Genomic DNA, 21366 nt, shown 5'->3' with positions numbered 1-21366 from the left:
GGCTCCACTTTGTGGGGCTATTTTAGGTTATATGCGTAAATATACTGCTGCGAGGCTGCTGGGAGATAATAAACATGAAATGGTTGGAGCAGTACCCTAAGGAAGTAAAAGGTTTTCTTGTTGCAAGTCTCGTTGCCTCTGCAGGCGGGTCCTTGATGTGGCCGCTGACAACGATGTATGTATTCGATGAACTGGGACGAAGCATGAAGGATGCGGGTTTTGTCATACTGATTCAATCCATGGGGGGAATTGCCGGTCAACTCCTTGGCGGTGCGCTGTACCACCGGGTTGGGGTGAAAAAGCTCATTGTGGGCTCGCTGCTGCTGAATGCCCTCGGACTGTTCACCCTTCCGTTCATTAATGGACTATGGGGCTTGTTCATCGCGATGATGGGTTTCATCGGATTCTGTAACGCGATATCGATGCCAGCCATACAGGCATTTATCGGCTTCCGGTTTGCCGATCGGCGGGGCGAATTGTTTAATGTCATCTATGTTGCGAATAATATCGGCGTAGCCTTAGGAACGGCCATGAGCGGTTTCCTGGCGGAGATATCGTATCATTTAAGCTTTGTCTTAAACGGCGTCACGTCCTTCGGATTTGCGATTTTCTTCCTGTCCTATCTGACGAAGCTGGGCGGAACAGGCGTATCGCAAGGGTCCCATCATCCCCAGCCCAAGAGTCCGCTGCCGGCGGGCCCCGGCGCTTGGGCATTGCTCGGGAACACCCGAATCTATCTCTTTATGGGATTGGGTTCTCTGTTTCTGTGGTTCGGTAATTCCATCTGGAATACAGGGGTGTCTCCGTTCATCATCTCGGAGGGGATGTCCAAGACGGCCTACGGTTATTTATGGACGCTGAACGGGATCCTCATTTTTGCCGCGCAGCCGCTCACGAATGCCATCAAGCGTTGGGCGGCCCGTACGGAGAGCAGTCAGATGACGGCAAGCGCTTTGTTCTATCTGGCAGCTTATGTCGTCATTGTGACAGTGCACAGTTATCCGGGCATGATCCTGGCGATGGTGCTGGCCACATTGGGGGAAATGCTGATTTCACCTGCGATCCCGGCTTTTATCTCGGAGCGTGCAGGACAAGCGGCTCCGTTCTATATCGGCGTGACAGGCGGCATGGGTGCCGCAGGCCGGGTGATTGGGCCTTATGCGATGGGAACGATGTATGACGGCGGCGGGTTGACGCCTGTGGCATGGTTGGCTGTAGGTGTTGCCGTGTTGTCATTCCTGTCATTTGCCGTGCATGCCCGGATTAGTAAGGACATCCCGCTGCATCACGACGCTCATGACAAGAATGCAGGTCACCTTAATGCATAGCCCAAGTTTTAATAGTTGATATAATTTCAGGATAGAGATTAAGCAGCAGGCCTTCTTTGGGGTGTGCTGCTTTTTTTGTCTACGGTTTAAGGCTTACACCACTTGTCAAAGAAACGCCTTACAAAAAAAATAAAAAGGATATTGAAATCGCTCTCAGGGGGAGCTATAATGAACTTGTCGAAACGTTTCAAAAAGAATGCGTTTTTTAAAGTAATTAAGCAAGGAAAATTTTTATTATGAACACGAAACAGCTTGTTTATCCCTAGGATAACCATGAAAAGGTGCTTTATAGGGGGAATGAAGAGACAGTAGGATTATAGAAGCAACCTTTATCCGGCGTCTTTATTTTTTTGAATAAAATCGAAACGTTTCGAAGTAAGTGCTTTCAATTAGGTTTTGCATTACGTTTCGCATGGTGGTAAACATTAAAAACGGGGTGAATGTAGAATGAGAAAAAAATCAATATTGTGGACGTTGGCAGCATTGCTGGTGTTCTCCGTCGTATTAGCCGGATGCTCGGGCGGGTCTGAGAAAGCAGATGGAGGTAGCGAAGGCGGTGGAGGCAAGAAGGAACTGAAAGTTTGGCTGATGGGTGACACATCTGACGAAACCTTGATTAAGCAATATGAAGAGAAGAATCCAGGCGTTAAGGTAAGCGTTCAATTAATTCCTTGGGGCAGTGCCCATGACAAGCTGCTTACAGCGGTTGCATCCAAAAGCGGCCCGGACGTCGTGCAGATGGGAACAACCTGGATTCCGGAATTTGCTCAGGCTGGAGCTTTGCTCGATCTGACGCCGTATCTTGAGCAGTATCCAAATTTGAAGCAAGAAAATTATTTTGACGGCGCTGTACAAACCATGAGTTATGATGACAAAGTTGTCAGCATCCCATGGTATGTGGAAACGCGCGTGCTGTTCTACCGTACGGACATTTTGGCTGAAGTAGGCTATCCGGAAGGTCCTAAGACTTGGGATGAAATGAAGGATGCCGGTAAGAAACTGGCAGCTAGAGGAGACGGCAATTACGCAATCACCATTGATGCTAAAGATATGAACTATCTGTCCATGTTTGCTTGGCAGAATGGAAGCGCTATGATCGACGAAAACAGGAAGCCTCATTTTAACGAGCCGGAATTCATGGGAGCCATGGAATACCTGAAGAGCTTCTATGATACGGGTATGACGCCGCTTGCCAGTGATTTGGATCTGTTTGCCGCATTTAAAGACGGACAATTCCCGATGTTTATCAGCGGTCCTTGGATGATTCAGGGCGTTAAAGACAAAGCGCCTGAGATTGAAGGCAAATGGGCTACGACGACACTTCCAGCTAAAGAAAACAATGCATCGTTCCTCGGCGGAGCTAACATGTCGGTATTCAACACAACCGAAAATGCAGATGAAGCCGTTAAATTCATATCCTTCATGAGTGAACAAGAATCGCAGCTGACCAACTATGATGTGGCTAAAAACCTGCCTGCTGTTAAGAGTGCATGGGAAGATCAACGCTTTGAAGATCCGATTTTTGCTACCTTCGGAAAACAGCTCGAAAGCGCTAAGCCTGTTCCGTTCATTAAGGAGTGGGATGCTATCTCCCAAGAAGCCATTGCCGCATTTGAGAAAATTACGCTTGGCGGTGCTGACATCAAAGCAGAAATGGATCTTTTGAATCAGAAAGCTACTGAAATTCTAAACAAAAAATAAGAGTGCGTCTTAACGCAGCCCGGCTTGTTTCTTCGAAGGATGAAACAAGCCTGACTGCTTCCAAAGAGCGTTATTCTTTTATTGAGAAACCCACACTTGCAGGAGGTGAATGGCATTGCAGAACTTTATCAAGCGCTTTAACCAATATAAGTATCCTTATATGTTTATTGCGCCCGCACTGGTGCTGCTTCTGACGTTCTCAATCATTCCGATCATCATTGCGCTTGTCATCAGCTTCACGGATATTGACCTCGCTGGTCTCGCTAATTATTCAAACATTGAAGGCGTTGGCTTCGATAATTTTATGAATGTATTTAAAGATCCGGTTTTTCTGAAATCGATGTTTAACACCATGTTCTATGTTATTATCGGTGTTCCGTTTGTCGTTATGCTTGCCATGGGTGCTGCATTGCTGCTTAACTATGGCACGGGATGGTTGTTTAAGACATTCCGCGTTGTTTATTATATGCCTTCCATTACGAATATTGTGGCGGTCGCGGTTGTTTGGGGATACCTGTATAACAGCCATTACGGCCTCTTTAACCATATGTTATCCTGGTTTGGTATTCCGGCACAGCAATGGCTGAATGATCCTACACTTGCCAAGTTATCTCTTATTCTTCTGGCTGTATGGAAATCGATTGGCCTCAATATGATCATTTTTCTGGCTGCGCTGCAGGGCATTCCACGTTCCTATTATGAAGCGGCGGAGATCGATGGTGCGAGCAAATGGAAGAAACTGTTGTACATCACGGTCCCGCTCCTTAGCTTTGCTACCTTCTTTGTCACGATAACGACGCTGATCGGCTGGATTCAATTCTTCGAGGAGCCTCTGGTTATGACCAAGGGCGGACCGCTGAACTCCACGATGTCGATGGCCCTCTTTATTTATAACAATGGCTTCCAGCTTAGCAATTTTGGTTATGCGGCTGCAGGATCGTTTGTGCTCTTCATCATCATTATCGCTGTAACGGTCGTACAATTCGCAGTCAAGAGAAAAGATGTCGAATATTAAGTTTCAGGTTCAACCGATGTTTTCGTATCGTAACTGAAGGAGGCTCAGGGTATGGCAGCTAAAAGAATTGAGAAAACAGTCATGACGGTGCTGCTCATTGCAGGAGGATTGCTGATGATGATTCCGTTTATCTGGATGATCACGTCCTCATTCAAGCCGGAAAATGAATTTACGGCAGTTCCGCCGACGCTATTGCCGAAAGAATTTACAATTGAAAATTATGTGGATTTATTTACGAAGCTGGACTTTATCGTATACCTGAAAAATACGCTTATCATTGTGTTCTGGTCTTTTGTCGGTCTGTTCCTCAATGCGCTTGCAGGATATGCATTCGCTAAATACGAGTTCCCCGGCAACAAGAAGCTGTTTTATCTCGTGCTGGCAACGATGATGATTCCGGGACAGGTTACCATGATTCCGGTCTACCTGCTGATTAATGCCATGGGATTGACTAACACGATGGCGGGTATTGTGCTGCCTGGCCTGGTCGGAGCATTCGGTATTTTCCTCTTCCGTCAGTTCATGTCCACGATCCCTACGGATCTGATTGAAGCATCCAGGCTGGATGGAGCGGGAGAGCTGCGGATTTTCTTCCAGTTGATCGTTCCGATCACGAAGCCGGTATTTGCGGTACAGGGGATTTTGGCCTTCATCGGCGCTTGGAACAGTTTCCTGTGGCCTCTCATCATGGCAAATGACCAAAAGCTTTATACGCTTTCGGTGGGTCTGCAGCTTCTGAAAGGACAGCACGGATCTGATTTCGGCCTCCAGATGGCAGGCGCTGCATTTATGGTGGTTCCGATTATCATCGTATTTTCTTTCTTCCAAAAACATATTATTGAAGGATATACGATCTCTGGCATGAAATAAAATAGATAGAGTTTTTTAAGTAGTAGAAGGGGCGTAAGGAAATGGCAACGATTAAGGATGTGGCAAAGCTCGCTGGAGTCGCCTTGTCAACGGCTTCATACGCGTTAAGCGGCGACAGCAGAGTGAGTTCCAAGACAAGATCAAAGGTGCTCGAGGCAGCAAGGCAGTTGAATTATCGGAAGAATGGATTTGCCATGGATTTGAAGCGGAGCCGCACCAAGACAATCGCTCTTATTCTGACGGATCTATCCGGGCCTTATTATTCCGAGCTGATTCGAAGCGTACAGGAAGTCGCTTTAACCAACGGATATGATCTGATCGCATGCAGTTCGATGGGTGGCAGAGATTCAACGGCGGTTAAATTTTTGAGAGAGAAAAGGGCGGACGGTGCCATCATACTTGCACCTAATATCCGGGATGAAGTTCTGATCGAGACCTCGGGTCCCCAATTTCCGATTGTCGTGATGGATCGTCCATTGTGCAGCGAATACCTGGTCAATGTGCTGGTCGATGGGGAACAAGGAGGATACACGGCTACCCGGTATCTGCTTGAGAACGGTCATCGGCATGTGGCATACATCAGCGGTTCTTCAGATTCGTACGATAATCATTTGCGTTATCAGGGGTATTTACGGGCACTTGCCGAGGCAGGGCTGGAGGAACAGTCGAAATGGCGTCTCAGCGGCAACTTCGTGCGCGAGGGCGGTTACAATGCGACCAAGATGATGATTATGCAGGGGTCGCTCCCGTCGGCGGTGTTCTACGGCAACGACGAGATGGCCATCGGAGGATTGAAGGCTTTTGAGGAGAGCGGCATATCGGTGCCGGATGATGTATCCGTCATCGGATATGACGATATTCAATTAGCCGAATACGTGAATCCGCCGCTTACCACGATCAAGCAGCCCAAGAGCGAGGCGGGATCGCTTGCAGCCCATTTGCTGTTTCAGATATTGGCCGGTGAATCCGTAAAGCAATCTTATATGCTGACGACCGAAATGATGGAGCGGGCATCTGCAGGGAAGAGCAAAGTAGAGAATTAATGGACCGGATTGGAGATGAGGAACTTGGCATGGATCACGTGTGATTTTTATTCCGAAATACTGAAGCTGTCTACCGGCATAGAGGTTTTTCTGCCGCAAGCCGCTTTGATGCCGTACGGTTCTTCTTCGAAACTGCCGGTGCTTTATTTGCTTCACGGACGAGGAGCGGATCAGACCGAATGGATGCGCAGGTCGTCCATCGAACGATATGCCGAGAATAAAGGCATCGCGCTCGTGATGCCGGGAGTCGGACGAAGCTATTATATGGACATGGCAAACGGCTTGCCTTACTTTACTTTCCTGAGCGAGGAGCTTCCACAGCTCGTTCAGTCGTTCTTTCCGGTGTCCGGGCGGAGGGAAGATACCTTTGTCGCCGGAATTTCCATGGGCGGGTATGGGGCATTCAAGCTGGCGCTTCGTTATCCGGAGCGTTACGCGGCAGGCGCAAGCCTGTCGGGTGGGCTGAATCTCGCCAGCCGCGCTGCAGGACCGGGCTTCCAGGAGGCAGAAGTTCGTACCCTGTTTGGAAGCGTTGATCGATTGCGAGGAAGCCGGGACGATTTGCTGTTCTTAGCCTCGGAATTCGCGGCATACAGTGGCGACAAACCGATGCTGTATCAGTGCTGTGGGACAGAGGATTTTTTGTATAACGATAATCAGACCTTTAGACACTATGCGGACAGCCTGGGGCTTCATATCACCTATGAGGAAGAACCCGGTGGTCATGAATGGGGATATTGGGATCGCAAAATTCAGCGGGTGCTGGATTGGCTGCCCCTGCCCTGAATTTTTTGTCCGCATGTATTGAAACGTTTCGATTTTATATGCGGATTAGCGCTGATTTTTTCGATTTTCAGATTGTTAATTTGTAAGTAGAAAGCTTATGAAATATATGGTTACAGGAAATTATTGATTGTTTTCGAGAGAATCATAACGTTTCGAATTAGTGAAAAAGAGAACGGTAATGACAAAGGAGGATGGGAAATGGCAGATCAACAACTACTTTCTCTGGTCGAGCAGATGACGCTGGAGGAGAAAATTGCGCAGCTTATACAACTGGCCGTCCCTTTTTTCGAAGGCACCCAAGAATCGGGGCAGATTACAGGACCGATGGAGTCGCTTGGCATCACCGATGACATCGTAAGTAATGCCGGCTCCGTGCTGGGTTTGGCAGGTGCGGAGGAAGTGATAGCCGTCCAGGAAGCCCATTTGCGCAAGAATCGATTGAAGATTCCGCTGCTGATGATGGCTGATATCGTTCACGGCTTTAAAACAATCTTTCCGGTGCCGCTCGCCATGGGGAGCTCTTGGGACCCCAGCCTAGCGGAGCGGAGTGCGGAAATCGCTGCGCGCGAAGCCGCGGTATCCGGCCTGCATGTGACATTTGCGCCGATGGTGGACCTGGTGCGCGATCCCCGCTGGGGGCGCGTGATGGAATCGACAGGCGAGGATCCTTACTTAAACAGTGAATTTGCCAGAGCCTTTGTCAGAGGTTTCCAAGGGGAGGACCTGAGCGGCGATCTCAACCGGCTGGCTGCTTGCGTGAAGCACTTTGCCGCATATGGAGCAGGCGAAGGCGGCCGCGATTACAACACGGTGGACATGTCCGAGCGTCAGCTGCGGGAGTATTACTTGCCGGCGTACAAGGCTGCGCTGGACGAAGGTGTCGAGATGGTCATGACCGCCTTTAATACGGTGGATGGCATACCGGCTACGGGCAATAAACGGCTGATGCGTGATTTGCTGCGCCGCGAATGGGGCTTTGACGGCGTGCTGATCTCCGACTGGGGAGCGGTCAAAGAGCTGATTCCACACGGGGTAGCGGAGGATGAGGCAGAGGCAGCGTTAAGAGCCATTGAAGCGGGCGTGGACATCGAGATGATGACTTCCAGCTATGTTCATCATTTACCTGAAATGGTACGTGAAGGCCGGGTGGACGAGAGCCTGATCGATGAAGCGGTGCTGCGGATCCTGTCTTTGAAAAAGCGGCTTGGACTGTTCGAGCGCCCTGTGCGGGGAGCCGATCCGCAGGCGGAACGGGAGATTGTGTTCTGCGAGGAACATCGTCAGGCGGCCCGGGAGGCTGCGGCGAAGTCCTGCGTGCTCCTGAAGAACGACTCCCTGCTGCCGCTGCGCGGCGGGCAGCGCGTTGCCTTGATCGGCCCGTTCGCTGCCAGCGGCGATATTCTTGGCCCCTGGTCCTGGACAGGCTCCAAAGAAGACGCGGTAACGCTGGAGCAGGGACTGCGCTCCAAGGTGGCTTCCGGTGCCCTCACGGTAGCTGAGGGTTGTAACGTGAACGCCATGACCGGGCAGCAGTTGGAAGAGGCGATGAAGGCAGCAAAGGAAGCCGACGTGATTGTGCTTGCGCTGGGCGAGGATTCCGAGATGAGCGGCGAAGCGGGCAGCCGTGGGTTTATAACGCTGCCACAACCGCAGCTCGAGCTGATTCAGCATTTGAAAACGCTGGAGAAGCCGATGGTTGCCGTATTGTTCAACGGTCGTCCGCTGGATCTGCATGGGGTGCTGGACGAAGCGGAGGCTGTGCTGGAAGCCTGGTTCCCGGGAAGTGAAGGCGGGGCGGCTGTAGCTGCACTGCTGACGGGCGAAGCGAATCCTTCCGGCCGGCTCAGCATGTCGTTCCCTTATTCCGTGGGACAGGTGCCGGTATACTACAACCATTTTAACACCGGCCGTCCGAAGGATGCGCCCGATGCGCAGGTACGCTATGTATCGCAATATTTGGACATTCCGAATGAGCCGCTGTTTCCGTTTGGATTCGGCCTCAGTTATACGGAGTTTGTATACGGAAAGATGACGCTGTCGGCGGATGAAATGTTCCCGGACCAGCCGCTTGAAATTACGGTTTCGGTGACGAATGCCGGCGATATCGCCGGTGAAGAAGTGATTCAGCTGTACGTCCGCGACCGATCCGGAGAGGTCGTTAGGCCTGTCAGTGAGCTGAAGGCTTTCCGCAAGGTGCTGCTGCAGCCGGGCGAACGACAGGAAATCACGTTTACGCTGACCGAAGAACAGCTGCGCTATCACCACTCGGATCTGTCTTTCACCAGCGATGCGGGCGAGTTCGACATTATGGTTGGAAAGAATAGCCGGGATACGGAGACAAGACGTTTTCGGCTTCGGAAATAACTCGACTAACATCATTTATGCAGAATAGGAAGTGAAACTTGTGACAGCCAATCATGTAATGAACGATGCGAAGATTGTACTCCAGGCGGGAGATTTGACGTTTTCCTTTTTGCCTAGCGGTGATCTTTATCAAGCCACTTACGGCACGACGATGATCAATCAGCTGCTCTCCAATTCGATTGACGGCTCCCTTAACAATTTGTTTCTGAGAATCCATACTGAGAGCGGCATTCAGGCCGTTCCTATGCTCGGAGTACACTCCAACAGCGTGGTCACTCACGCGGATAACCGGATGATGTGGGAAGGCAGCGTCAAGGGAGTAGGTTATAAGGTTTTGTTTACCCCAACGGATACCGGCGCGTGGTTCTGGGACGTCGAGCTCCGGGGGGAAGGAATTCAAGCCGACGTCGTGTATGGACAGGATATCGGCATCGCCCAACCTGGTGCCGTTCGTAACAATGAGGCCTATTTGTCCCAGTACATTGACCATGCTGTGTTCCGGCAGGAAGATCTGGGGTATGTCGTGTGCTCACGTCAAAATCAGCCGCAGGGAGGCAAATTCCCGTATCTTCAACAGGGGGCGATGACTTCTGCAGTCGGGTATGCAACGGATGGCTTTCAGTTCTTCGGCCTTTCCTATAAAGAAACGAATCAGGCGGTGGCTTTATCCAAGGAGAGTCTGCCGAATGAGGTGTATCAATATGAGTTTGCCTATACGGCTCTGCAGTCCCCTCGCGTTGCGCTGAATGGCACGGCTCGGTTCGTATTTTACGGCATGTTTAAAGAGGATCATCCGGAAGCAGTTACGTCGCTTGAATTCCAGGATGAGCTTCAGGCTGCGTGGCAACAGTTTGCAGCGAGCCGGTTGACGGAGACGGGCCAACAGCTGCCTCGGTCGGAGCGATCCAAGCGCTTCGGGGAACCTCTTCGCACATTGCCGCTGACGGCAGACGAATTGAACGCTTTGTATCCTGTACGCCGCCAAGAAGAGCGTGACGGGGAGGAGCTGCTCTCGTTCTTCACGGATACCTATGAGCATATCGTTTTGAAGGAGAAGGAGCTTCGCGTGGAGCGTCCGCACGGGCATATCTTGATGAGCGGCAACAATGTGAAGCTGGGCAGCCCTGTCATTACGACAACCTCCTACATGTATGGCGTGTTTAATTCCCAGCTGGTGACGGGGAACACGAATTTTAACAAAATGATGAGTCATGCTCGTAATGCACTAAACGTGCCTAAGACATCCGGACAGCGGATATATGTCGAGATGGACGGGGAATATCGCCTCTTGACGATGCCGTCCGTGTTCGAGATCGGCTTTAACTATGTACGGTGGTACTATAAGACCGAAAGCGACATGCTGATCATTACGAACTTCACGTCTGCCGCGGCACCGGAGGTTACGCTCCAAGTCCGTTCCGAGAGCGGAAGAGCGTACCGTTATTTGGTCACCATGCAGGTCACGATGGATGTGAACGAATATGAAGTCCCGTATCATAGGGTTCAGGAAGACGGCATCATTACGTTCCGTGCCGATTCGGCTTCGCTCAGCGCTTCCGTGTATAAGGATTTGCATTATCGCCTTGGGGTGACGGGAGCCGATGTGCAGGTGACGGACGAAACTTGTCTGGCAAGCAACATCGCGCCTGACAGTGCCTCCTTGACAGTACTTGAGCTTGGTGAGAGTGTGGAATGGACCATGACGGTACAAGGCAGCCTTGATGCAGCGAACGCTCCGCTTGCGGCGCGGGTAGCCGATGAAGAGATTGCAAGCTACCGCTCGTTCTACGCGTCTGTCATGAACGGGTTCCATCTGAGCCTGAAGAATGGACAGGAAGGCGGCTTGTTCAAGGTGAATGCGCTGGCCTGGTGGTATACGCATAATATGCTCGTTCACTATTCGGTACCGCACGGCCTGGAACAATATGGCGGCGCAGCGTGGGGAACACGCGATGTATGCCAAGGTCCTGTTGAATATTTCATGGCTACGCATAAATACGAGCAGGTACGCGATATCCTGCTTGAAGTGTACTCCCACCAGTATGAGGATGACGGAAATTGGCCGCAGTGGTTCATGTTTGATAAGTACGCCCATATCCAGCAGGAAGAGAGCCACGGCGACATTATCGTATGGCCGCTTAAGGTGCTGGGCGATTATTTGGCGGTCACTAACGATTACAGCATACTGGAGTCTGCCGTTCCATACACGAGAAAGCACAGCTTCGATTTCACGGAGCAGACGTACACCGTGCTTGAGCATGTGAAGAAGCAAATGGCCTATATTCAAAATCACTTCCTTCATGATACCTATCTGTCTTCTTATGGAGACGGGGATTGGGATGATACGCTTCAGCCGGCTAACGCGCAGCTGAAGCAGTTCATGGTCAGCAGCTGGACGGTGGCTTTGACCTATCAGACCTTGAAACAGTTCTCCCAGGTCATGGAGCCTGTGGACCAAGCGATGTCCGATGCCATGGGGGATCTCGCGGAAGGAATTCAGCGGGATTTCAATACGTATATTTTGAATTCTGAAGTTATTCCCGGCTTTGTCTATATGGAGAGCAAAGAGCAGAGCAAATTCCTGCTGCATCCGTCCGATCAGGAAACGGGAATCCAGTACCGGCTGCTTCCGATGACGCGCAGCATGATCAGCGAGCTGTTGACGCCGGAGCAGGCAGCAAGCCATTATGAGATTATCCGTGAGCAGCTGTTCTGTCCGGACGGCGTTAGATTGATGAACCGTCCAGCCGTATATGCCGGCGGTGTCAGCACGCACTTTAAGCGGGCGGAGCAGGCGGCGAATTTTGGCCGGGAGGTTGGCCTTCAATATGTGCATGCGCACATCCGTTATGTAGAGGCGATGGCCAAGCTCGGCAAGAGCAGCGAGGTGTGGAGCGGGCTTGAGCGCATCAATCCGATCGGCATTGCCGAAGTTGTGCCGAATGCGGAGCTGCGTCAGAGCAACGCGTATTTCAGCAGCTCGGACGGAAAGTTCAACACGCGCTATGAAGCGCAGGAATCGTTTGATGCGCTGCGCAGCGGAAGCGTACCTGTCAAAGGCGGATGGCGGATTTATTCCAGTGGTCCGGGGATCTACATGAATCAATTGATATCTAATGCGCTTGGCATTCGCGAAGCGGGAGGAGACCTGGTGATTGATCCGGTCCTGCCGAAGACGCTGGATGGCCTGGAGTTCCAATTTAACTACGCGGGGATGGCGGTAACGTTCATTTATCACGTGGATCGTTCCGAGGGGACCCGCATTACGATTAACGGGCAGGATGTAGCAGCAGATGCGATCCGGAACCGATATCGCACAGGCGGCGTTCGTATTGCAGGTGCGGATTTCAAACGATTGGCCGGAGAGGGTGGCACCGATTGCGTCGTGGATATTTACGCCTCTATTCATGAACAATAATTCTTGACCCCGTGAAACTCGTCTGCAAGAAGCAAACCGGTCTGATATAATAGAGGGAATGGTTATCAAAGCGAGGGATGGCGATGAAGACCGGTCAAGAGACATTGACCATCCGGTTCTCCGAGATGAAGGATGCTGCTGCACTCATGGAACTCGACGAACTGGTATGGGATCGCAATACGGCCCCTGCCCCATTGGAGTGGAACTCAAGAGATCATTATCTTCTGCATTGTCCGCCAGGCACACAGCTCGTGGCCTTGCATGAGGGGGAACTGTGCGGTTACATCGGATTCCGGTCGCCCACAAGCCTTCACAGTAATCGTCATGTGCTGGAGCTGAACATCGCGGTTCACCCTGCCTATCAACGGCAGGGCATCGGGCAGCGGCTGATCGATGCCGTGAAGGATATGGCGCGTGCGGAGGGCATTTCGAAGCTGAGGCTGCGGGTGCTGTCCAGCAATCCTGGCGCATTCGCTTTTTACAGGAACTGCGGGTTTCAGGAAGAGGGCAGGCTGATTCAGGAGTTTTATGTGGATGGACGTTACGTCGATGATATCTTAATGTGCTGCTTCTTATCATGATGGATCACATCATGATATCCCTCTAGGCCGTTTACCGAGCGGCAGAGAGATGAAGGTCATAGGGTTGAACAGTCCGGCAGCTTGCCGGGCTGTTTCATATGTCAAGGCCAACCAGGGTTTTCTGGTTGGCCTTATGTTATTTGGCCCGCCACTTAAAACGGCTTCTGGACAAGGGCATACGCTATTGCATATAGTAGATGAAAAGAAAAGAAGGCGGAGGTTATTTTCCATGACTATGGGCATTGTATCGCTGAATGTGGGAAAGCCTGTAACGGTTGATTACCAGGGAAAGGACCTGTCCACGGGAATCTATAAGCAGCCTGTGGAGGGTCCCTTGTTCCTAAGTTCATTGAATTTCGAGGGGGATGGTCAGGCCGATCTCGTCAATCACGGCGGCGTGGATAAGGCGGTGTGCGCGTACCCCTTCGAGCATTATCCTTATTGGGAACACTCCTTGGGCAAACAGATGGCGTATGCTGCCTTTGGCGAAAACCTGACGCTGCGGGGGATGCTGGAGGATCGGGTCTGCATCGGGGATGTATACCGGATAGGCGACGCGGTGGTACAGGTCAGCCAGCCCCGATATCCCTGCTTTAAGCTGTCGCAAAAGCATGGCGTGAAAGATATGCCGGCAAGAGTATTGAATACGGGCTACAGCGGGTTTTACTTTCGAGTCCTGGAGGAAGGGGATGTCCGTGCCGATTCCGCGGTCACTCAGCTTGAGTCCCATGCTTCCGGCATAACGGTGCAGGACGTGCTTCGCATAATGAAGGATGGACGGAAGGATGAACGCGGATTGTCCCGCATGCTGGAGATCGATGTGCTGTCAGCCAGCCTGAAGTCGCAGTTCGGCAAGTGGCTGGAGACCCTGCGGGAGAATCAGGAGTGAGACGATGGTTCTTGCCAGGCTTCTAAGCCAAGGTCAGCCTATATTCTAGAACACATACAGACAACAAAACCGGCTTGCGTCCTTATCGTAGGATTCAAGCCGGTTTTGTTCCGGATATAGAGGTTACCTCATCCGCTTCCATTCGCTCTGAATCATGCCGTAGACCGCGTGGTTAACATAGCCTTGGGGCAGCTTCTCGGCTTCCCTTATGACTCCCTCCAGCACAAACCCCAGCCGTTCCGGAATGGCCCGGCTGCGATGGTTAGCCGTTGCACAGCGGATCTCCACCCGATTCAGGCCCATGCGCATCAGCGCGTGATCCGTGAACGCGCGGCATGCGCTTGTCATCAGGCCTTGCCCCGTGAAATGCTGATCCAGCCAGTATCCGATACTGACCGAGCGGTTGTTCCAATCGATCTCATGAAACGAGATGGTGCCTGCCAGCTCCTCGCGGACCCAGATGCCGGCCGAGAAGCCGCCGTTCTCGGCCGCTTGCTTCATGGCGCCTTTGATATAATTGACGGTATCGTTGACCTCGGTGACGGCATCCACCCACGGAAGCCACTTGCGCAGGCGGTCCCGGGAACGATCGGTAATCTCGAACATCGCCCGTGCATGCTCTATGGCAAGCGGGCGCAATTCAACATGGTCGTCTAATGTGTATCCAAACATAAGGTATCTCCTTTGTTCTCTCGTGAAGTGTATGTAACTTTAACGAGTCCGCTTCACTTTTTGTTCCAATGCGTAAATATCCTCTTCAAGGGAAATCATACGCTGACTAACAACCGTTCTGCAGTCGCTGAGCGCTTGATTGTATAGATGAGGCCCTAAGGTCTCCGTGAAAAAATCAAGAACACCCTCTGCGGCTAGATGGCCGAGGGTTTCGCCGCGCTCGGTCTCAAAGTATTCCTGAACCAGTCCAATCAGCTGTTCGCGTTGTTCTTTAGGGAATTTGGTAGGTTTCATAAGATGATTGCAGGCCTCCTTCATAGCTGTTTTTCTCTCCATGCTACCCTATTGACCAGCCCCCGTCAAAACGATTTTCGCCGGCATTTTCGGTTGTGGGAGAATCTTCTGTGTGCGGGTTAAGATGCTGGGAGCAGACTGCTTGCCGAATCCTCATCGCAAGCTGGCGACTTGCGGCACGGAGGTGCCGAATTCCTTGAACAATCGCGGCATTACAGGTATATTTAAGGGAAACACGTTTATACAGGAGATAGACAGAAATTACAGGACGAAAGGTTGATCAACGTGGAGAACCATCGGGGAACCCCCTCCAATTTCATAAAAAATGTTATTACCGAAGACCTGAAGTCCGGTAAAGTCAAGGAAATCGTTACCCGCTTTCCGCCGGAGCCGAACGGCTACTTGCATATTGGACATGCCAAGGCCATATGGATCAATTTCACACTGGCCGATGAATTCGGCGGACGGACGCACTTGCGGTTCGATGATACGAACCCGGTGAAGGAAGACATTGAGTATGTTAACTCCATTAAGGAGGACGTGAAGTGGCTCGGATTCGATTGGGAAGAGCTGCGGTACGCGTCCGATTATTTTGAAGAGATGTACAATCGTGCCGTGTTGCTGATTAAGAAAGGGAAAGCTTATGTGGATGACCAATCCGCCGACCAAATCCGCGAAACGCGCGGAACCCTGACCGAGCCAGGGCATAATAGTCCATACCGGGATCGCAGCGTGGAAGAGAATCTGGATCTGTTCGAGCGGATGCGCAAAGGGGAATTCGCCAACGGAGAACGCGTGCTGCGCGCCAAGATCGACATGGCTTCGCCGAATATTAATCTGCGGGATCCGGTCATCTACCGGATCTCTCACGCGCATCATCATAATACAGGCGACAAGTGGTGCATTTATCCGATGTACGCTTTTGCCCATCCGCTGGAGGATGCCATTGAAGGGGTTACGCATTCCCTGTGCTCCCTGGAGTTTGAGGATCAACGACCGTTCTATGATTGGGTTGTGGCCGAATGCGAGATGGACAGCACGCCGCATCAGTACGAATTCGGACGTCTGAACGTGGCGCAGACGGTTACGAGCAAGCGTAAACTGAAGCAGCTCGTCGACGAGAATGTGGTGGACGGCTGGGATGATCCGCGCATGCCGACGATCTCCGGACTTCGCCGCTTGGGGTATACGCCTGAAGCCATTCGCAACTTCGTGTTTGAGACGGGAATTTCGAAGGCGTACGGAACGGTGGACCGTCAAGTGATGGAACACTTTATCCGTGAGGACCTGAAGCTGAAGGCGCCGCGTACGATGGCTGTGCTGGACCCGCTGAAGGTGGTCATTACGAATTACCCTGAAGGTCAGATCGAATGGCTGGACGCCGAGAACAACACGGAGAATCCGGAGATGGGGATTCGCCAGATTCCGTTCTCGCGCGAGATTTATATTGAGCAGGAAGATTTCATGGAAGATCCTCCGAACAAATATTTCCGCTTGTTCCCCGGCAACGAGGTCCGTTTGAAGCATGCGTACTTCATCAAGTGTAATGACGTCATTAAAGACGAGAACGGCAAGGTCGTCGAGATCCACTGCACGTATGATCCGGAGACGAAGAGCGGCAGCGGCTTTACCGGACGCAAGGTGAAGGGAACGATTCACTGGGTGGAAGCCACGCAGGCCGTACCTGCTGAATTCCGCCTGTTCGAACCGCTGTTCAAGGACGAAGAGGAAGAAGCCGAATTGGTGCAGGAGGTTGCAGGCGAGGCGGAAGAAGCAACTGCCGAGAAGTCCTTCCTGGACGACATCAACCCGAACTCGCTGCAAATCGTGCAGGGATTCGTGGAACCGAATATGAAGGATGCTGCGCCGCAGGACAAGTTCCAGTTCTTCCGCCATGGATATTTCAACGTCGACTCGAAGTATTCGCAGCCAGGACGTCCGGTATTTAACCGCGTGGTCTCCCTGAAGAGCTCGTTCCAGCTTCCGAAGAACTAAATCAAGATAATGGTATAGGCGCGTTTAAGAAGTCTCCTGTGCTCTATAACGTAAACAAGACTCGAAGATTCCGTTACAGGATTCATTCGAGTCTTGTTATATTTACGATAATACCATCTTAGTGAACGGCTTGGTACAGGACCACGGTCTAACTCGCAGCGTATTCCTCCATCTCGTCGCTATCGAGATCGTCCGGATGCAGTGGCTGATACCCGTGCTTGCGAAGGTTGTACCACATCCAGCCAAAACCGATGGCACCCACAATGGCAAGCATCGTGCCGGTGAAGTACATGATCTGCGCCCCGAAGTTCTGGAACATCCAGCCGCCGGCAAGACCGCCGATGACGCCGGATATGCCGCTCCAGCTTAAGGTATAGATCGCTTGTCCGGAAGCGCGATACGGCGTTGGTACAAACAGCATCGTCAGCTGCACGCCGACATAGAAATAGCCGCCGAAGGTTACGCAGTGCAGGAGCTGGATGAAGGCCACCTCCAGCGCGCTGTTGGCTTCCGCCATCAGCAGCCAGCGGAGGGCGAAGAGCAGGCTGACAATCGTTAGGCAGCCGACCAAGACATTGATTTTTCGTTTCAGGAAGCGGTCAAACAGAATGAAGATCACCACTTCGAATATCGACGAGAAGAAGATCGCAAGGCCTACCATCTGCTTGGTACCACCAAGCTCCAGGATGTACAGGGACATAAAAGTGTTATTAGCTGTGTTCGGGATGGATACCATAATGCCTAACAGGATAAAACAGACAAAATAGGAGTTCAGAAACAGTCTACCGAGTCCTCTAAGGCTGACCGATGCCGATGCTGTCGTCTTCTGGATAGAGGGCAGCGTAAACATGAACACGGCCGCCACCAGCAGCATAATCGAGAACACGATGGCGATGCGCCCTGACCCGAGCCGATCGATGACAGGCCCTGCAGCGATGGCCGTCAGCGCCCATCCGAGCGAGCCCCATAGCCGGAAGGAGCCGAACTTTTGCTGCGTCCCCTCAATATAGGTTAGAATCAGCGAATTTGTCTGCGAGAACATCGGAGTCTGGAAGAAATAAAAGAAAATCATTGTCATGTATATCATTGCATAGGTATTCGCTTGAAATACAAGCTGAACCAGCAGCAGCGTACCGGTCATCATGATCAGCAGTATCCGCTTGATGTTTGCCGCCCGATCACCCCAGAACCCCCAGAACGGATTGGCGAAGATGGACACAAATGGCGCGATCGCCATCAGGCTGCCGATTTCAATTTTGCTCATGCCGATGTCTTGCAAATATAACTGGAAGAAACCGGTGAAGATGACCATGGTTCCGTAAATGAAGAAGTTGAACAGCTTGAGCGATATCAGCGAAGGTTGGGCGTTGTCCATATTCCGCAAGTAGGTCATTCCTTTCAAACCGAATACAATCCACAATCGCGGCATCGAAAAAATAGCCGCTTTCCCTTTCAATGTATCACGCATTGAAAAGGGATACAAACCAACTTTTAAATGATTTTCCATTATTCTGGTTATTAACCTATAAACTGAATCAAGTTTTTTTACAACGTGTAAGAAAGGCTGGTAGAATATATGAGCGGTCAACCCATAGATGTCGGCTTTTCGCCGGATCAGGTGACGGGTATCGTACTTGCAGGCGGGGCCTCCCGGAGAATGGGAAGAAACAAGGCGCTTCTGCCCATGCAGGGAATGAGTTTGATCGAGCGAACGGTCCAGGCGCTTGACGGGGTTAGCGGCCGCGTCATCCTATCCACCAATACCCCGAGTCTTATCAATTTCTCGGATTGGAATGCATTCCCGACCGTTATGTCGGGCAAGGCCCGATGGCGGGTCTTCATGCAGCGCTCAAGTCATCCCAAAGCACATGGAATATGGTCGCTGCGTGCGACATGCCCCATATCCATGAGCGTTTCCTTCGGGGATTGCTGTATCTGGCGAATCAGCAGCTCACCGCCGATGCTGTAATTCCTGTTGTAGAAGGCAGGGTGCATCCGCTGCTTGCGGCATATCGCAAAGAAATCGTAGAAGGCCTTGAACGCAGGCTGAACAAGGGACAACTTCGCATGGTGGAGTGGGTGCAGGAGCTGAATGCCGTCTTCGTGCACGAGGAGCAATTAGAGGCAATTACGGGTCTTGATCCGCGCAAAATTTTATTTAATATGAACACGCCTGGGGAATACGAGGCAGCAGGCGGCCTGATGAATGCGGACTTGCCTGAGGATAGATAGTAGATTTCTATAGCTGAATAAAGGTGTGCAAAAGCACGACGAAACGGTATTCATCATAAAAAAAACCCCGCCAGCTAAATGCTTGGCGGGGATTTTAATATCAACCATATGACTGCCTTCGGCTATTATACGCACAGCCGACGGTTTATCCGCCGATCTGTGACATACGCCGGACGGTTGGGGTATGGCTTTGCATTTTTTTCTCGAGCGCGAGCGCCATTTCATGATTCAACGGTTTGGAACCCAGCGCTTTGCGGAACAGGTTTGCCACCGCGGAAGGATCATCGACGACGCGGCGCACGTTAAATTCGTCGGACCAGTACAGGCAAGCCTTGATGTGGCCGTCAGCCGTCAGTCTGAGGCGGTTGCAGGAATCGCAGAAATGATCGCTGACCGGATGGATCAGACCGAAGGTTCCTGTAGCTCCAACCACCTTCATATTTCGTGAAGGTCCGTTGCCGGATGGCCCCTGCTCTTCCTGAATGGTCCAACCCGCCTCCTGGCACACTTCGGATACCCGGCTGAGCGGCAGATACGAATCTCGCCAGGCATCGGACGCTTGCCCGATCGGCATGTATTCAATAAAGCGGACATGTAGGGGACGATCGAGCGTCAGCGCGATAAAGTCGCGAATTTCGTCTTCGTTGAAGCCCTTCATTAACACCATGTTTAGTTTGATGGGATCCAGGCCGGCTTCATATGCGGCTTCAATGCCTTCCAGCACTTTACGCACTTGACCGCCGCGCGTAATGCGCGCGTAGCGATCCTCATGAAGCGAATCCAGACTGATGTTGATTCGGGTAAGTCCGGCTTCCTTAAGCAGGTGAGCTTTGGAGGGGAGCATGATCCCGTTGGTAGTCAGGGATATATCTTGAATTCCTTCAATGGAAGCAATCATATGGACCAAGGATTCCAGATCCTTGCGTACCAGCGGCTCGCCGCCGGTAAGGCGTACTTTGGAGACACCCATTGGGGCAAGGACGCGCATGATCGCTGCGATCTCTTCATAACTCATAATCTGATCGGGAGGTTGGAATTCCATCCCTTCTTCCGGCATACAATAGACACAACGAAGATTGCATCGATCTGTCACCGAGATACGAATATAATCATGGACCCGACCGAAAGAATCTTTAAGCGGTTCGATCATGGAAATCCCCCTTTATAGCATGCATGGTCACATTGTAGCCATTCCCCGAACGGGAGTCAATGCATTGTAAGGGTCATGTCAGCCGGACAAGCTGCGTGGATAAGTTCAAGGATTTGTGAGAAGTATCACAGAAAACGCTTTCGGGATCCAGTATATTGAAGCTGTGGACAAAAGCTTTCTCCCCTTGAAAGCGAGTAGTGACATTCTAGATTTCCGAAAGTTTCCTGATTTTTCCGAAATTTTCGGAAATCATTTCAAACTGCTTTCATTAGACGTTCATCTAAGATATACTGTCAAGGATATCACATCCAACAAGAAAGGTTACCAATAGGAGGTTCGATATGGCGATATCACCTGTTCAAACTTTGGAGGTGCCTGACGTCTGTCACAGATGGCTTGAAAACCGGGGTACGGTCTACGAGCTGCTCATCGATTTTTTGGGCAATTGGCCCAGCTTGTCTATGATTGCGGAATGGAGCCGCGGAAGCGGAATAAGCAAGGCTGCGGAGTGTTCGAAGGCCGGTACGGACCTGATGACCTATTTATGTGGACGCTCACCTGAGGAATTGGTTCGGATTTGCGAATACGAAGGGGCGGAATACCGCCGATTGCTTCAGCAGTCCAAACAGCGTCAAGCGGCAAAGTCTCATTACACGAAGGATGGATGCGCTCAGGATTTAGCCGATTGTTATGCATCCGTCGGTGTTGCCTTTAATAAACTGCACGGGGAAGCGGACGATCATATAGCCATTGAACTGGAATTTATGACACTGCTTCATGACCGTATGCTGAACAATACGTATTGTGAACATAGCATGCTGCAATTGATGGAGGTTCAAGAGAAGTTTCTGGAGGAGCATCTGTTGTCATGGGTGCCATCCCTCTGCAAGGATCTAAAAGGCTCCACGGAAAGCCCGCTTTATCAGTCGGTATTCAGTCTGCTCGAGGAGTTCCTCGCACAGGATCTGAACATGCTGAAGACGTGGAAGCATTCCAGGGAAGCTGTGCTGGTACATTAGCGAGCCAGG

General features: G+C 51.4%; 17 protein-coding genes and 1 pseudogene. 14 read left to right on the top strand and 4 right to left on the bottom strand.

The window, feature by feature from the left end; genetic code table 11:
- Positions 1-74 precede the first annotated feature (74 nt).
- From BJP58_RS17735 to BJP58_RS17690, 10 genes are all read left to right on the top strand, one after another.
- A complete protein-coding gene (locus tag BJP58_RS17735) occupies positions 75-1328 on the top strand; it encodes an MFS transporter (protein WP_194539966.1) in 1254 nt (417 codons plus the stop codon).
- A gap of 447 nt (positions 1329-1775) precedes the next feature.
- A complete protein-coding gene (locus BJP58_RS17730) occupies positions 1776-3029 on the top strand; it encodes a sugar ABC transporter substrate-binding protein (RefSeq protein ID WP_194539965.1) in 1254 nt (417 codons plus the stop codon).
- A gap of 127 nt (positions 3030-3156) precedes the next feature.
- Positions 3157-4044, top strand: coding sequence for a carbohydrate ABC transporter permease (locus BJP58_RS17725; protein ID WP_442953969.1), 888 nt, complete (start codon positions 3157-3159; stop codon positions 4042-4044).
- Between the two features lie 51 nt (positions 4045-4095).
- Positions 4096-4914, top strand: coding sequence for a carbohydrate ABC transporter permease (locus tag BJP58_RS17720; RefSeq protein WP_100540992.1), 819 nt, complete (start codon positions 4096-4098; stop codon positions 4912-4914).
- A 41-nt stretch (positions 4915-4955) separates the two neighbouring features.
- Complete coding sequence (locus BJP58_RS17715) at positions 4956-5957, top strand: LacI family DNA-binding transcriptional regulator (RefSeq protein WP_194539963.1); 1002 nt, start codon at positions 4956-4958, stop codon at positions 5955-5957.
- Positions 5958-5981: 24 nt separating this feature from the next.
- On the top strand, positions 5982-6743 hold the full coding sequence (locus tag BJP58_RS17710; protein ID WP_194539962.1) for an alpha/beta hydrolase: 762 nt from the start codon (positions 5982-5984) through the stop codon (positions 6741-6743).
- Positions 6744-6941: 198 nt separating this feature from the next.
- Positions 6942-9107, top strand: coding sequence for a beta-glucosidase BglX (bglX, locus tag BJP58_RS17705; protein WP_194539961.1), 2166 nt, complete (start codon positions 6942-6944; stop codon positions 9105-9107).
- Between the two features lie 40 nt (positions 9108-9147).
- Positions 9148-12525: a GH36-type glycosyl hydrolase domain-containing protein gene (locus tag BJP58_RS17700; protein ID WP_442953911.1), complete on the top strand. Its 3378-nt coding sequence runs from the start codon at positions 9148-9150 to the stop codon at positions 12523-12525.
- An 83-nt stretch (positions 12526-12608) separates the two neighbouring features.
- Positions 12609-13106: a GNAT family N-acetyltransferase gene (locus BJP58_RS17695; RefSeq protein ID WP_194539960.1), complete on the top strand. Its 498-nt coding sequence runs from the start codon at positions 12609-12611 to the stop codon at positions 13104-13106.
- Between the two features lie 229 nt (positions 13107-13335).
- Positions 13336-13995 (top strand): MOSC domain-containing protein, encoded by a 660-nt coding sequence (locus tag BJP58_RS17690; RefSeq protein ID WP_194539959.1) that lies wholly within the window; start codon positions 13336-13338, stop codon positions 13993-13995.
- A gap of 123 nt (positions 13996-14118) precedes the next feature.
- Here BJP58_RS17690 and BJP58_RS17685 read toward each other — a convergent pair whose 3' ends face one another.
- Entirely contained in the window at positions 14119-14667 is a 549-nt protein-coding gene (locus tag BJP58_RS17685; protein WP_113059576.1) for a GNAT family N-acetyltransferase, read from the bottom strand.
- A gap of 39 nt (positions 14668-14706) precedes the next feature.
- On the bottom strand, positions 14707-14961 hold the full coding sequence (locus BJP58_RS17680; protein WP_071218900.1) for a DUF2164 domain-containing protein: 255 nt from the start codon (positions 14959-14961) through the stop codon (positions 14707-14709).
- Positions 14962-15073: 112 nt separating this feature from the next.
- Here BJP58_RS17680 and BJP58_RS17675 point away from each other — a divergent pair, with 112 nt between their 5' ends.
- Together BJP58_RS17675 and BJP58_RS17670 are read left to right on the top strand one after the other, a co-directional pair.
- Positions 15074-15241: a hypothetical protein gene (locus tag BJP58_RS17675; RefSeq protein ID WP_194539958.1), complete on the top strand. Its 168-nt coding sequence runs from the start codon at positions 15074-15076 to the stop codon at positions 15239-15241.
- Entirely contained in the window at positions 15238-16956 is a 1719-nt protein-coding gene (locus BJP58_RS17670) for a glutamine--tRNA ligase/YqeY domain fusion protein (RefSeq protein ID WP_194539957.1), read from the top strand. The genes BJP58_RS17675 and BJP58_RS17670 overlap by 4 nt, the downstream gene beginning before the upstream one ends.
- A 148-nt stretch (positions 16957-17104) precedes the next feature.
- Here BJP58_RS17670 and BJP58_RS17665 read toward each other — a convergent pair whose 3' ends face one another.
- Positions 17105-18385: an MFS transporter gene (locus tag BJP58_RS17665; RefSeq protein ID WP_442953910.1), complete on the bottom strand. Its 1281-nt coding sequence runs from the start codon at positions 18383-18385 to the stop codon at positions 17105-17107.
- 147 nt (positions 18386-18532) lie between these two features.
- On the opposite strand from BJP58_RS17665, the pseudogene mobA reads away from it, so the two are divergent.
- A pseudogene (mobA, locus tag BJP58_RS17660) lies at positions 18533-19188 on the top strand (molybdenum cofactor guanylyltransferase).
- Positions 19189-19333: 145 nt separating this feature from the next.
- On the opposite strand, the gene moaA reads toward mobA, so the two are convergent.
- Positions 19334-20338: a GTP 3',8-cyclase MoaA gene (moaA, locus tag BJP58_RS17655; RefSeq protein WP_194539956.1), complete on the bottom strand. Its 1005-nt coding sequence runs from the start codon at positions 20336-20338 to the stop codon at positions 19334-19336.
- A gap of 341 nt (positions 20339-20679) precedes the next feature.
- On the opposite strand from moaA, the gene BJP58_RS17650 reads away from it, so the two are divergent.
- Positions 20680-21357: a TorD/DmsD family molecular chaperone gene (locus tag BJP58_RS17650; protein ID WP_194539955.1), complete on the top strand. Its 678-nt coding sequence runs from the start codon at positions 20680-20682 to the stop codon at positions 21355-21357.
- The last annotated feature ends 9 nt before the right edge of the window (positions 21358-21366 follow it).

Source organism: Paenibacillus sp. JZ16 (genome assembly GCF_015326965.1).
In the GTDB taxonomy this organism is placed as follows: Bacteria; Bacillota; Bacilli; order Paenibacillales; family Paenibacillaceae; genus Paenibacillus_AQ.
Note: the sequence above shows the minus strand (reverse complement) of the source record. Positions and strands in the feature narration are given on the sequence as shown.